17 protein-coding genes are annotated in these 13,719 nt (G+C 35.5%); 4 read left to right on the top strand and 13 right to left on the bottom strand.

Translation table 11 applies throughout. The features are described 5' to 3' along the window. The first annotated feature begins 151 nt into the window (after positions 1–151). Positions 152–868, top strand: coding sequence for a 3-ketoacyl-ACP reductase (locus CD003_RS04915; protein WP_096199782.1), 717 nt, complete (start codon positions 152–154; stop codon positions 866–868). 65 nt (positions 869–933) lie between these two features. On the opposite strand, the gene CD003_RS04910 is transcribed toward CD003_RS04915, so the two are convergent. The 4 genes from CD003_RS04910 to CD003_RS04895 form a co-directional block, all read right to left on the bottom strand. Further along, positions 934–2,655 carry an aromatic amino acid hydroxylase gene (locus CD003_RS04910; protein ID WP_096199780.1) on the bottom strand — a complete coding sequence of 574 codons (1,722 nt, stop codon included), beginning with the start codon at positions 2,653–2,655 and terminating at the stop codon, positions 934–936. Between the two features lie 136 nt (positions 2,656–2,791). After that, the gene (locus CD003_RS04905) at positions 2,792–3,082 is read right to left on the bottom strand and encodes a 4a-hydroxytetrahydrobiopterin dehydratase (RefSeq protein WP_096199778.1); all 291 of its coding nucleotides are present in this window, start codon (positions 3,080–3,082) and stop codon (positions 2,792–2,794) included. A 65-nt stretch (positions 3,083–3,147) separates the two neighbouring features. Further along, complete coding sequence (locus CD003_RS04900; RefSeq protein WP_096199776.1) at positions 3,148–3,399, bottom strand: hypothetical protein; 252 nt, start codon at positions 3,397–3,399, stop codon at positions 3,148–3,150. A 115-nt stretch (positions 3,400–3,514) separates the two neighbouring features. Then, positions 3,515–4,399: a metal-dependent hydrolase gene (locus tag CD003_RS04895; protein ID WP_096199774.1), complete on the bottom strand. Its 885-nt coding sequence runs from the start codon at positions 4,397–4,399 to the stop codon at positions 3,515–3,517. Between the two features lie 159 nt (positions 4,400–4,558). Here CD003_RS04895 and CD003_RS04890 point away from each other — a divergent pair, with 159 nt between their 5' ends. Together CD003_RS04890 and CD003_RS04885 are read left to right on the top strand one after the other, a co-directional pair. Further along, positions 4,559–5,734 (top strand): hypothetical protein, encoded by a 1,176-nt coding sequence (locus CD003_RS04890; RefSeq protein ID WP_096199772.1) that lies wholly within the window; start codon positions 4,559–4,561, stop codon positions 5,732–5,734. Between the two features lie 187 nt (positions 5,735–5,921). Then, positions 5,922–6,122: a hypothetical protein gene (locus CD003_RS04885; RefSeq protein WP_373558529.1), complete on the top strand. Its 201-nt coding sequence runs from the start codon at positions 5,922–5,924 to the stop codon at positions 6,120–6,122. 91 nt (positions 6,123–6,213) lie between these two features. On the opposite strand, the gene CD003_RS21720 is transcribed toward CD003_RS04885, so the two are convergent. The 6 genes from CD003_RS21720 to CD003_RS04855 form a co-directional block, all read right to left on the bottom strand. Continuing rightward, complete coding sequence (locus CD003_RS21720; RefSeq protein WP_257008348.1) at positions 6,214–7,140, bottom strand: IS3 family transposase; 927 nt, start codon at positions 7,138–7,140, stop codon at positions 6,214–6,216. Beyond that, complete coding sequence (locus tag CD003_RS04875) at positions 7,041–7,604, bottom strand: helix-turn-helix domain-containing protein (RefSeq protein ID WP_096199766.1); 564 nt, start codon at positions 7,602–7,604, stop codon at positions 7,041–7,043. The genes CD003_RS21720 and CD003_RS04875 overlap by 100 nt, the downstream gene beginning before the upstream one ends. Positions 7,605–7,884: 280 nt before the next feature. Beyond that, positions 7,885–8,070: a hypothetical protein gene (locus CD003_RS04870; RefSeq protein ID WP_096199764.1), complete on the bottom strand. Its 186-nt coding sequence runs from the start codon at positions 8,068–8,070 to the stop codon at positions 7,885–7,887. Positions 8,071–8,208: 138 nt separating this feature from the next. Then, positions 8,209–8,922: a polysaccharide deacetylase family protein gene (locus CD003_RS04865; protein ID WP_096199762.1), complete on the bottom strand. Its 714-nt coding sequence runs from the start codon at positions 8,920–8,922 to the stop codon at positions 8,209–8,211. Between the two features lie 101 nt (positions 8,923–9,023). Then, a complete protein-coding gene (locus CD003_RS04860) occupies positions 9,024–9,785 on the bottom strand; it encodes a PAS domain S-box protein (RefSeq protein WP_096199760.1) in 762 nt (253 codons plus the stop codon). A gap of 234 nt (positions 9,786–10,019) precedes the next feature. Further along, complete coding sequence (locus CD003_RS04855; protein WP_096199759.1) at positions 10,020–10,964, bottom strand: DMT family transporter; 945 nt, start codon at positions 10,962–10,964, stop codon at positions 10,020–10,022. Between the two features lie 197 nt (positions 10,965–11,161). Between CD003_RS04855 and htpX the strand changes: the two genes are divergently transcribed. Next, positions 11,162–12,076, top strand: coding sequence for a protease HtpX (gene htpX / locus CD003_RS04850; RefSeq protein ID WP_096199757.1), 915 nt, complete (start codon positions 11,162–11,164; stop codon positions 12,074–12,076). 262 nt (positions 12,077–12,338) lie between these two features. Here htpX and CD003_RS04845 read toward each other — a convergent pair whose 3' ends face one another. The 3 genes from CD003_RS04845 to CD003_RS04840 all read right to left on the bottom strand — a co-directional run bounded on the left by CD003_RS04845 (position 12,339) and on the right by CD003_RS04840 (position 13,566). Continuing rightward, on the bottom strand, positions 12,339–12,668 hold the full coding sequence (locus CD003_RS04845; protein WP_096199755.1) for a toprim domain-containing protein: 330 nt from the start codon (positions 12,666–12,668) through the stop codon (positions 12,339–12,341). 89 nt (positions 12,669–12,757) lie between these two features. Next, positions 12,758–12,895 carry a hypothetical protein gene (locus CD003_RS21715; RefSeq protein WP_179295433.1) on the bottom strand — a complete coding sequence of 46 codons (138 nt, stop codon included), beginning with the start codon at positions 12,893–12,895 and terminating at the stop codon, positions 12,758–12,760. A gap of 68 nt (positions 12,896–12,963) precedes the next feature. Continuing rightward, entirely contained in the window at positions 12,964–13,566 is a 603-nt protein-coding gene (locus CD003_RS04840; protein ID WP_096199753.1) for a hypothetical protein, read from the bottom strand. Positions 13,567–13,719 lie beyond the last annotated feature (153 nt).

Below are 13,719 nucleotides of genomic sequence, written 5' to 3'. Positions count from 1 at the left end.
ATAAGTATACCGATTGTATTATATTTTAGCAATTATTTTGAATGCTTTTGCGATACGTTAGCTATATGGATATAATTTACAGGGAAGTATCTCTTCAGTTTGTACCATATTACTACTATGATTTTGTTTACATTAAACTGGGGGTAAAATGATGATTTCGTTAAAAGGAAAAAATGCAATTGTTACAGGGGCAGGTAGAGGAATTGGACGTGCCACTGCCATTGAACTTGCAAAAGAAGGTGTCAATTTAGGATTAATTGGTTTAACGATGTCTAACCTAGAGAATTTAGCTACTGAGCTTAGTCAATACGGGATCACCGTTTCCTCTGCAATTGCAGATGTATCCGACTTAGAAGCAGTTAATCATGCTGTCGAACATATTAAGAATGATTTTGGTTCAATTGATATTTTAGTTAATAACGCCGGTACTGCTAAATTCGGAGGCTTTCTTGATTTGTCTCCTGAAGAGTGGGAGAACATTATCCGAGTGAATTTAATGGGTGTATACAACGTAACTCGAGCGGTCTTACCTGATATGATCGAGCAAAAATCAGGAGACATCGTAAATATTTCATCAACTGCTGGTCAGAAAGGCGCACCTGTGACAAGTGCTTATAGTGCTTCAAAATTTGGTGTTTTAGGCTTAACTGAGTCCCTTATGTTAGAAGTTAGAAAGCACAATATCCGTGTTACTGCATTAACACCAAGTACAGTAGTCACCGATTTAGCAAAAGAAGCGAATCTTATCTCTGGAAATGCGGAAGATGTGATGCACCCAGAAGACCTTGCAGAATATCTTGTAGCCGGATTAAAACTTAACCCAAGAGTACTTGTAAAAGGTGCGGGGTTATGGTCAACAAATCCGTAAAACACATCAATAGAATAGAGACTGTGTCAAAAGGTCAAATACCGACCTTTTGACACAGTCTCTCTTTAAAGAATTTCTAATCCTCTTTGTATTAATGTATTAAGCTCATTGTTTTTCTGTTGCAACCCTCTTAACTCTGCTAAAATCTCTTCTCTTATTCCCGACATATCTGATTTTTCTACTAGCTCAATCAATTCAAGCCTTAGAAGCCAATCATTCGGGAAGTCTTGCTTAAGCTCATTCCAAACAGTACTAACAACAAGGCCTACGTTATCTCGATTACCCTCTCTCACATCTCTTACTTGTTGATATAATCGATTTAGAGGTGTATCTTCCATAATGAAAACCGCCTGGTTAACGTTCTCTTCATTTCCTATTGAGTAATACGCTTCACCGTCAGCAGCTCCAGCATAAACTGATGGGATTGACTCACCAACAGCCATATCATAAGTACCCCAGCTTGGTTCAAATAAAGTAAGCTCATTCAGAGTCACACTACAATTTTTAAAGGATATAATTTGTATTTGACCGTCACGACTATGGATTCCTTCCACGACACCTTTTACAATCACACCACTCTCAAATTGAAGCTCACATTCATTTCCTAGAACTATCCCCACTCTTTCCAGCTCTCTATCACTGAAACGCTCTAACGGTATCGAATGACCGTTAAGCTTTCCGATTGGTGCACCAAAGCCATCTTGGTGAGTCTCCGTTCCATGCCCAGCAATTTCTTTATTGTCGTAAGCTAATGCAGTAGGCCCTTTCATCTTTAGGTAAATTGCCTCATTACGATTATTATATAAAAGCTCATCAACAATTCCTGTCACTTGCAAACGAGAACTATATTCTACTGTAGCTATATTCGCAGATTGCTTGGCTTTCTCTAAGCTCTCTGCCCCACCTTTCATGAATGCCATTTCTTTGGCAAATTCCTTAACACCTTCTATTAATTGTTCAAAGTCTCTGCACACAAATAGTTGCGGCTGTGGTTTCGTAATATCAAAATCTGTTTGAATGATTTTCTCTAGTTCAAAAGGAAGCTTTTCAACAGATTCGTCTAGTGCGTTACGTCCTTCAGAAACTGATGACAGTAATCCTGCTCCATACACCTTTGGATTCGTTAAGTCACCTATTAAACCGTATTCTACCGTCCACCAGTATAACCTTCCTATTTTCTCTGCTTCTGATAGTCCTGTAATTGTCTTTTCGACTTCTTCAATGTTTTTCTTTGCCTCAGCGATTTCTTCCTCAGTCGATTCACCTTTTTCGAGAAGATTTGAGTACGTACGAACAGCTTCAAATAGATTATGTTCTTCTTTTGTTGCGATTGCTTTTTTACCGATTTCTCCAAATAGCTTCACATATTCAGAATACTTACTGTCACAAAGGATTGGCGCATGTCCTGCTGCTTCGTGAATAATATCAGGAGCCGGTGTATATTGAATGTTTTCTAGTTTACGAATTTCTGCTACAACTGGTAGAATTCCATTTGCTTGAAACTCGAAAAAAGCTACCCCTGGAATAAAGCCATCAATTGTCGCTGCTCCCCACCCAAACCTCGATAAACATTCATTCATTTCTTCTACGTCTGGTAGTTTTTCTATTGAAATTCCTGACGCTCGTAACCCGTCATTATAGGCTTCATGTGCAATATCTTTAAGAGTATAGTAGTTTTGACGCATAACGTATCTCCACACGGCTTGATTAATCGCAGAATACTGCTCATACTCCTGTGTTACCGTGTATTTTTTTAAATGTTTTGGTATTTTTGTCTTCGTTAGCATCATTAACACTCCTCTAGGTATGTAAAAATTCCATTCTATTAATCTTTTACTAATTCACTTAAACGCATAAATACTTAAACGCTTTTTGGCACTAAAGTTATTCTACAAAAATTTATACACTATTAAAGTGTATAAGTCAATCCTTTTTATATAATTCATTATATTTATTAGCCAAAGTAAAATCTAATTCTGTTAATCCCTTTGCATTCCATGAAGTCAGTTTAATTCGTACTAGCTTGTAGTCAATCGAAATAAAAGGATGGTGATTTTCTTCTTCTGACAATTGACCAACCCTCTGTACAAAATCAATACCTGCAAGATAATCTTGAAATCTATACTTCCGCTCAATCCACTTTTCATCTACTAATGTCCAGCCTTCTAGCTCACCTAGTAGTTTTTCAACTTCTTGTTCATTCAGCTTTTCCATTCTGTTTCCTCCTAAAAGAGATAGCCCTAACATCAACGTAGGGCTATGCATCCTATTTTATGTAATTATCTAACAATTGCTCTGCTATGCTGTTTTGCTACTGAAACCTCAAAGTAGTGTTCATCATCCTCTTGAATACGGTCGATGATAATAAGCACATCTTCAAACGTCTTTGAATAGTTATCCGAGTTATTTCTAACCATAAATTGAATCATCGACTCAACTTCATGATTAATTTTCTCTGTAATTTCCTCTTCAGTTACTCGCTTCCCACGGTCAAACTCATGGTAACCTTCAGGGTATTTAGGGATATCCATAAATGTATTCCTCCATAGTAATATTACTTTTATAATATTTTTATCATAAACTGTTTCTAATACCATTATCAAGTATTATTAATACGTAAAGCTACCTTTTTATCAACTAACTTGTTTAGTCAACTAGTTGAAGATCTTCTTTAAAAATATATTCATATAAGAAAGGTTCGCCCAATCGGAAAAATCTTGGGTCATAAAGACCAATCTTATCCTCGTCCTCTACAATAATTACAAATGGAGACCACTCATAAAGAGTTTTTGCGGCTGGATGCTGTTCAAAAAGAAATTCTACATCCACATTTTCCTGGGATGTTAACCGGTGAATTAACTCAGGTTCTTCCCAAATTGTTGCGTTAAATACTTCTACTTCGTTCCCTGTCTTACCAACGATTTTAAATTGACCTGGTAAAAAACCAGAAGTTATCACCTGTTTCTCATAGTTGTCAACAGTCGATTGGTAAATCATATACCCTTGAATTGATTGTAGCAACACATGAGTAAGAATTAGTAGCCAAACGACTTTATAAACTTTATGTGGAGTTGCTTTTCTGAATCGCACATAAAGAAAGCCTCCAAGCATAATTAGCCAGATAACTATATCAACAATTGGTAATATTCCAAGACCAATCCTATCAGATGAGAATGGCTCAAAATAGCCTGTACCATAGGCATTTAAAATATCGCTTGTGTTATGTACGAATACGGCAATACATGAAATATAGAAAATCCGCTTATCCTTTGTTTTCCATACAAAATAACATAGCAACGAAATAAGCGCTGCCCATATCGGAACCATAAATATTGAATGTGTAATGCCACGATGCCACATCTGATACATTCCTTCTGTATCCCAAAGCTGTGAAACGACATCAATATCAGGAATGACGCTACCGACAACTGCAGCGACGAAGACAGATTTCCGGACATCTTTTGTCATCTTTTCTTTATTCGTTGCTCCATAAATCGTTAAGCCAAATAACGTATGTGTAACAAAATCCACTTAAATCGCCTCATTCACCTTTGCTTTTCTTCTAAAAAATAAACTATACTCAGTTTAATATAGAGTCTGTACGATAACAATTTATTAATTTAAAGGTTTTATATTCTATTTGTCGAAATGAACAGTTTCATAAGTTATCTAGTTGATTTGGAGGAACCAATGAATTCTAAAGCACTGCTATTTATCCTATTATTCACACTAACAAGCATCACCCTCTTGGCGAATGATACATTCGGACAAGAAGATTCAACAGAGCCATCGATCATTCGTCTCGAACAGGGCTGGGAATACAAATGGGTCGAATCAGTAGCGAGTGATACAGGGATTCCTGACTCAGGCTGGAAAGAAACAGATAATGTGAAAGAGCTTGATGAACCTCGTAATGATAGTGACATTCTTTATCTACGTAACACATTGCCTGAGCTCGTTTGGAAAGATCCGGCTATCTTTATCTCTTTTATGTACGGTACATTTGAAGTTTATCAAGGAGACAGTTTGATATACCAATATGGGGATATTCCCGAGTCAGAAACGGTCACTTATAAAGGCTATAATCGACGTCACTTTATCGAGTTAAACCCAGAGCTTTCATCCGATCTAACGATACGTTCCTACTCTAACGGAAACCTGATTGGTGTATCTGGAGCTGTCTCTATCGGATCAAATTCTAGTTATTTAAAGCAAATGATCCAGGATGATTTTGATAAAATCGTTATAGGTTCAATTCTACTGTTTATTACACTTGTTTCATTTATTGCTTTTCTAGTAAAAAGGTTTGAATGGATCTATCTTGTTTTTTCTGCTGCTGCTCTATGTGCCGCTCTCTATTCATTTAGTATCACTGGCTCAAAGCAATTAATCATTGATTATTCCTTTTTATGGATTTATGTATTTCAACTTGCCGTTTTCTTTGGCTCTGCCTTTGATTTAATGATTCTTGATAAGCTATTCGGTCCTGGTTACAAAAAAATCATAAGACGTCTCTGGCAAATACATCTTGGTTTAGCGCTAGTTGCTTTCACTCTCTCAATAGTGAATCCAGATTATTTTACAATCACAAAAGGAATTTTTGAAAAACTATCAGGCTTTGAAGTCCTAATTATTCTGATTGTTGTTATCAGAATCTTTACGAAAAGCCTAGAAGCAAAAATTTACGCTATCGGTTTTCTAGCGATGGCTGGCTTTATGGTACGTGACCTGCTAGTATTCACAGGAGTTATTTACCTTGATAAGTTCTATTTGCTAGGACACATCGGACAATTCATCCTCATCCTCGCAGTAGGGATTATTTTAATCATCAAACACGAAAAAGAAAAAGATCGATACATGTTATAAGACAGAAAACGGTTAAGCACCTGCACACGACGCATGGATAGTTATAAACTTCCATGCGTTTTTACTTTTTCTTTTTCTATGAGAATAAATATAAAAATAGTGGTGTTTAAATTTATATGTTGTCATATATCTCCTATAGAGGGTACTAAATGATGCTTAAAAGTATCCATAAACTTGAACGAAGTGGGTGAAAGAATTGGTTAATGTGGTTTACATTGAAAAAAGAGATATTCTGTTAAGTCAACTTTTAGATGAGGTACCAGCAGTAGGACAAGGAATTAAAATTAAGGGGAGAAAAGGGAAAGTTCTCGATGTAGAAAGGATTAAAGAAAACACATTTCACGTACAAGTAGAATTATTGAAAGAAGATAAAAATAAAAGGAAGTAAATGATATGATAAATACCTAAGATAAGAGGCAAGGCTGCTGAAAAAGTGTGACTTTCACTTTGATGTGACCCCATAAAGTTAGAGTTTTATTTTAAGCAGCTAATTGGTTGGTGTGAAGGCGGTATTGAACCGGACTCATACCAGCCAATTTTTGCTTAATACGCTTGTTATTATAATAAAAGATATAATCTTCAATTCTCTTTTTTAAATCTTCATAAGAGCATTTTGCTTGTCCATAATACATCTCTTGTTTTAGTAAGCCAAAAAAGCTCTCCATAGGTGAATTATCTAGACAGTTTCCTTTTCGTGACATACTTTGAAAAACTTTTTTCTTCTTGAGTGTTTTCACCCATTTTGGATGTTGATAATGCCAGCCTTGATCAGAATGAATCGTCGTTCTGTACTTCAAGCCTTTTACAATTTCGAGAGCATCATCAAGAGGGTTAAGTACAAGCTCTAACGTCGGACGCATACTTATCCCATACGATAGTACTTCACCGTTACACATATCCAAAATAGGATTTAGATACAGCTTTAATCCATCTAAACATTTAAATTCGGTGATATCAGTTGCTAATTTTTGATGACATACGTGTGTGTGAAAACGACGGTTTATACGGTTTTTCGCAATTTTACCCACGTTTCCTTTATAAGAATTATACTTGCGTGTTTTTCGTTTAAACTTATCCCCTTTAAGTCCAAGTTGATTCATGATGCGTTGAACCTTCTTGTGATTTACTGTTATCCCGCGGTTTTTCAATTCTAAGTGAACACGACGATAACCATAATTGCCATCATTCTCTTCAAAAATAGTCCGAACTTTTTCCTTAAGCTCCTGATCAGGATTTTTCTCGTTTATCCGCTTTATATGATAATGGTACGACGATTCTGGAATACCAACGACATGTAAAACATCTTTTAGTCGGAAGATTTCTTTGAGTTCGAATGATAACGCTGCTTGTGCTTTTCGAGATAACCTTCCGGATCCATCTGAAAAGCTTTTAACTTTTTTAGATATTCCACCTCTAAACGTAGAAGTTCGTTTTCTCTTTCTAATTTTTGTTCGTATGTCATTTTTTTCTCTTCTGTAGGTTGAACTTTTTTATTCTTAGCTTTATCAGACATGGGTGGCCTTCCTTTCGCCTTTTCCAGGTCTTCAGTACCAGATTCCCAAAAAACTTTCTTCCATGAACTTACCATAGAAGGAGTGGATAAACCGAATCGTATGGCAGTTTCTACCTCTGAAGAGCCCGTTCTCTTCATAAAGCTTATTACATCTAGTTTGAATTGAACAGAATAAGTTTCCCTCTTAGTCTTTTTCATCAACCCAGCTGCACCATATCTTTCGTATACTTTTACCCACCTTTTAATCATAGAGCTGTGTTGCATCCTGTGTTTGTTTGCCAAGCGGTCATACGACAAATTACCTTCTCGATATTCTATTACAACCATTAATTTGAATTCTTCACTATATTTAGCCATAAAAAATACACCCCAAAAGTCAGATTACAACTCTAACTTTCGGGGTGCAGACCACTTTTTTAGTGGCCTTAAAGTAATGCATGAAGCCGTTGCCTCTTTTTTAAAGCATGCTATGAGTGATTTTCTTAATGCAAACGCGCAACGTGTGGAGCCATTACCGCTTCTCAAATCGACTGATTGGACTTTTTCAGCGCCTTAAAAGAGACATGGGGAGTTTTTATCTCCATGCCTTGTTTTTATTACTTCAAACAATAACACCACTTTAACAAAAGTGGTGTTATTAGTCCCTATCCCGCTTCTCTAATTTTTCTATTTTACATTCAAGTTCTTTTATCTTTATTTCATATTCCGTTTGTTTAAATTTATTTATTGAACGGTCAATTAAACTTTGGACAACAATTATAGCTAATGGAATTACAATTACAAAGAACAAAACAAGTTCATACCAATATGAAATCTGAAACAAGTTAAAAGCCCCGTAACCAAAATTCCTATCTAAAAACAGAAGTAGATACCTACCTGCAATTCCTTGAGTTACTCTATAACTGCTTCGTCACTTCAACATCAAAGGAACTGCTATTGCAACAGTCCCTAAATGCCTCCGCTAGTTTTCAAGTTCTAATAGTTCGGAAACTGTCACAAATGTGTACCCTTGTTCTTTTAGCGAAATAACAATTCCTTCTACAGCATTGAGAGATTCTATTCTGCTTTCATACATGACATGCAACAAAATAATGGAACCTGGCACTATATTATCAACTATATGATTAACAATATTATGTGAGTCCGAAGCTATTTCAGGGTTGGTTTCCGGTTCGATGTTCCATAAGATTGTATTTCTATCATTTTCTGATAAATAATACGGCAAAAACAATAATCTTTTTCCAAAAGGTGGGCGAAATGTGATTTCCCCTTCAAAGCCAATTTGGCGTATCAATTCATCTGTTTTCTCTATTTCATCTTTTATGAAAGATGGTGATTTAAAAACCATTCGTTTGTGGGAATAAGAGTGATTTCCAATTTCATGCCCTGCTTGTACAATGTTAACTCCATCATCAAAAAAATTCTCAATCTCATGTCCTGTTAAGTAAAAGGTCCCTTTCACATCATGTTTACTTAAAATATCTAATATTTTATCTGTGTTAGCACCAGGACCATCATCAAACGTTAATGCTACTACTTTTTCATTTGTTTCTACACTTGTGATTAAGCCTCCAAAAAACTGGAACGATCTTGATTTAGATATCTCATTTATTAAATAACCTAAACTAATAAGAAATACGATTGTAATACTGATAATTATGATTATTTTTTTCATATTTTCCCCCAAGTATCTATGTTGTTCTTCACAAAAAGACCGCTAATCCAGTGATTAGTGGCCCACAAATTCCAGTAAGAAGTCTTTGAACGACTTATTCCTTACTTTGTATTGTTTCCTCCTAAAAAATATAAAGCATCCTTAACATTGGAGAAAGTAATTATGTTTTTTAAGTTAAACCCAAGGTTAACTGCTTCTATGGCTAATTGTGGTCTTACCCCAGTTAAAATGCACTTTACCCCTATTACGTTTAGTACATTGATAATTTTAAATATAGAGTCAATAACTAAATTATCAATTTTATAAATTCCTGAAAAATCTATAATTAAACAGGTTATTTCTTGCTCTTTAACATTGACTGGCACCAATTCTAAGAGGTGCATAGCCCTATCTTGATTTATTGCTCCTACTAAAGGAAGAACAGCAATGCCTTCTAGGATGGGGACAATATTGGACGCTATCTCATTTATTTGTATATTCATTTCATGATGTATGATTTCTTGTTGTTTTCTCTCCGTGATGTCTTTTACATAAGTTTGAATGGCTTTTGTTTCTCCTATCTTAATAGGGTGACAATATAACTCAACTTCTACTGACGTTCCATCCATTTTATATATAGTTTCCTCAATAAGCTCGGCGGGTTCACGATAAGCTCCGGAAATTCTTTTTGTAATTGCGGGTTTAGAGGTGTCTTTAAAAATATCCAACGGACTTGCTCCAATCAACCCTTCCCTTGGAGCTCTAAAAAACTTTTCTGCTGCCTCATTTACATATATTATCTTCAGTTGCGAATGTACAATTAGCGGATCAAGTGCATATTCAATTACTTCCTTGTAATCTATACCTTCAATATTTTCACTCATTACTTTCACTCCTTAAACAAAGAGTAGACCAAACTATCGTTATGTACAAGAAGAATCACTTTTATTTTGACTTTAAAAGCTTTTCATTAATCTATTTCAACTAACCTATGCATTAGCACAACAAATAAATAGCTGTTGTTCTGCTATCACAGCAATAAACACTTAGTCTTTGTATTCTATATCTGGTAAAGCATTTATAGAATCTAAAATTTCATTATACACTTTTTCACCCTTTTACCCAACCTCTTCATACGACTGATTTTCGCTTGTTTCTTTCTCCTTTTCTTTTCCAAATGACAGGATCGCAACCGTTGTAATGATACAGAAGGCACCAATCCATTCTGACAATCCAAATACTACATTCAACCAAATAACGGCGATGATTGCTGCTGAAAGTGGTTCAGCACAAGCTAATAAACTCGCTTCTGTCGGCTTTAAATATTTCAAGCTTTCGAGATAACTAAAAAAAGCGATAATCGTTCCAAAAATAATAATAAATATTACAGCAATAATTGATGGTACAGTCAGTTCTCCTACAATATTCCATGGTGGATGAATAAAGCTCATTCCAATTCCGCCAATAATCATACCCCATCCAACGACAACACCTGAGCCAAATTCTTTAAGAAGCTTAATAGGTTGTAGTGTGTAAATCGCTAACCCGACAGCAGAAGCTAGCCCCCAAAATAATGCCCAGCCTGAAATCGATAAAGTCGTATAGTTTCCATGTGTGACTAGTAAAAATGTTCCTGTTAAAGCTAAAATAATAGCCATTACTTGATACTTTGTTGGGGCCACTTTATGACGGAGTAAAAGATACAAAACAATCATCACTGGGCCGGTATACTGAAGTAGTGTTGCGGTTGCCGCATTACTTGCTTCTATTGCTGCAAAATATGTATATTGAACCCCGAGCATTCCACATATCCCAAAAACGATGATTTTTACTCGATTCATAGGAGTCTTCCATATTTCCCACACATTCTCATTTCCTGTCATTATAGCTATTGATAGCATTAGAATCCCTGCACTTAATAGCCTTATCACCACTAACCATTCTGCATTAAAGCCATGCTCTTCAAATAAATATTGAGCAACAGATCCTGAAACTCCCCACAAAATTGCCCCTGTAAGTACTAGGCAAATTCCGATAATTCTTGATTTCTTAAGATTGGTCATAATTTTCCTCACCCTAATTTGATGTATAAAATTTTTTTGAATTTTTAAATTATACTTTGATACTAATGAAAAGACAAACTTTACAATTATGAGAAATAACCACACGAAATTATCTAATTGTTCAATAGATATTCTCTGTTAACTTATCAATTTCGTGTTAGAATAAAGGATAAATGTTATGAAATTGGAGGTTTATGATGGGAAAACGCTTTTTGTTTTTTATTTTAACAAACATACTTGTTATGACGACAATCATCATTGTATGGTCACTAATCACTACCTTTACTGATATCGGTGGTACTTTTGATACTGGTGGACCTGGATTAGGAATTGATTTAGTCGCTTTAGGGGTATTTAGTTTAATTGTTGGTTTCTCAGGGTCTTTTATCTCCCTAGCTATGTCAAGATTCATTGCAAAAAAAATGATGAAGGTCAAAGTACTCGACCCGAATGGTTCGTTATCACACGATGAGCGCGTTGTTGTAGAAAAAGTTCATCGCTTATCACGTGCAGCTGGTTTAGCACATATGCCTGAAGTAGGAATTTATCAGTCTCCTGAAGTGAATGCGTTTGCAACAGGCCCTTCGAAAAAACGTTCTCTCGTTGCAGTTTCATCAGGATTACTTAATGTGATGGATGATGATGCAGTTGAAGGTGTTATCGCCCATGAGGTAGCACACGTAGCAAACGGGGACATGGTTACGATGACGTTATTACAAGGTGTCGTCAATACATTCGTTGTCTTCTTCTCAAGAATTGCAGCAATTCTTGTATCTCGTTTTGTTCGTCAGGAAATGCAAGTCGTTGTTCAGTTTGCAGCAATTATCATTTTCCAAATTTTATTTTCGATACTTGGAAGTCTTGTCGTTATGGCATTCTCACGTTACAGAGAATTCCACGCTGACCAAGGTGGAGCTGATTTAGCTGGTCGAGACAAAATGGCACATGCATTACGCTCACTAAAAGGGTATGTAGACCGTGCTAACGTAAAAGACCGTACTGATGATTCAGCGATCCAAACAATGAAAATCAGCGGAAAAGGTGGCATGATGAGACTATTCTCCTCTCACCCAGATTTAGATGAACGAATTGCACGTTTAGAACAACGTTAAACGAACCAAGCAACTACCTTTTTAATAAGGCAGTTGCTTATTTTTTTACTGTTTAGCTTCAAAATACTTCAATGTGGACAGGGAATCACTTATATCCTAGTAAACCTACTTTTAGACGATAGTTTGGACACTAGATCCCTTATTTTAATAATAGTATTGTAAAAACAAGCAATTTTTCCTTACTAACGGAACCAATGTCCGTTTAGTTGCCAATTTTCATCGTATTCTAACTATAACGAACCTGTTGTCCTCATGAAACGAGTCACACCATAGCTTTTACAGCAAAATGTCCTCTCAACACTTGAGCAAGATACTTATAAGGTGTTGTTTCTACCTGACGATATTCTTTCAACGTATATATGTGAGTTGCATTTGGTAATTCATGATTTAATTGTTTTCTCAGCTTTTCCCCAGCTTCATCCTCGTCTACAAGAATATAAACATCTAAATCCTCGACTGGAAAAATTAATGTCTCAAGCTTTTCATCACTTAACGTACCATATGTACAAATGATTTCAACAGGTTCATCAATCACACGTTTGACTCTTTTACGGTCGTTCGTTCCCTCAACGATTAACACCTTGTCAACCATATTCCATCCCCCTTTAGTTTAGTCGTACTTTAAAAAGGCTGTTCATCGAAACGAACAACCTCACTAAAATACAGCCCTCACCTTATACTCTATATGTCAGATGAATCATCATAGTCATAACGAAAACCATCTTTTTCGGCTGTAGTTATTTGTTTTTTTTGATTATGCACCTCTTTTTCCTGTTGCTTTCTATTTAAAGAACCTTGTTGTTTTTTTGAATTAGTCATATCCTTTACCTCCCAAGTTGTTGTCTATAATAGCTTTTGTAAAGTTCAGAGGTTGTATTCTGCTACGATCACATTAAATAGAATGTTACAAATAAAATCCCAATTCCTAAAAGACAGTTAAGCAATATCGGTTTCCAAAAAATTTGTTGCTCGCGTTCCTTTTGATAAACTTCTATCATGCGTAATTGAACTTCATCAATTTGATAAACCCTCCACCATTTTTTAAATGACACGGTGTAATTCGAAGTCCCTTCACTATTGAAACTACTAATTTTAATCAATGCACGATCTTCATATAGCTCAAGTAGTGTCGCCTCAGCTGTTAAAGAATCTTCTTCTTTGTAAGGGATTGATAAATCAGAAAGCTCCCCCCTTAACGTACGTAGAAGTTCATTCTTTGTCGTCGCATACACTGTAATACTTTTGCCTTGAAAATATATCTTTATAAACAATAAAAGTATTACTATTCCTATGATAAACACAAAGAATAAAGTCATGTCTTGTACTGGAAATGGCGTTATGAAAAATTGCAAAAAGGACAAAGCTAATGTAAATAAGAAAGCAATCTTTGATTCTTTAATTATCCCTTTTTGCACTTGTATACGAATCGCTTCGTAAAAGCATAAACTAGCAAGTACAATTCCAATGGTAGGCATAATAATAGATTCCAATTTTATTCCCACTTTCAATTATATAGCTAAATATACCCTACATTACCATAAAAATCAGTTTATAGGAATAACTTCCCTTTTATTATTCATAGTAAGATTGGCGATAATAGTTGTTGTTTTTTCTTCCCAATGTTACAGTCAGTTGTATGGTAA

It is taken from the genome of Bacillus sp. FJAT-45350 (genome assembly GCF_002335805.1).
In the GTDB taxonomy this organism is placed as follows: domain Bacteria; phylum Bacillota; class Bacilli; order Bacillales; family NISU01; genus FJAT-45350.
This window is presented reverse-complemented; position numbering and strand designations above follow the sequence as displayed.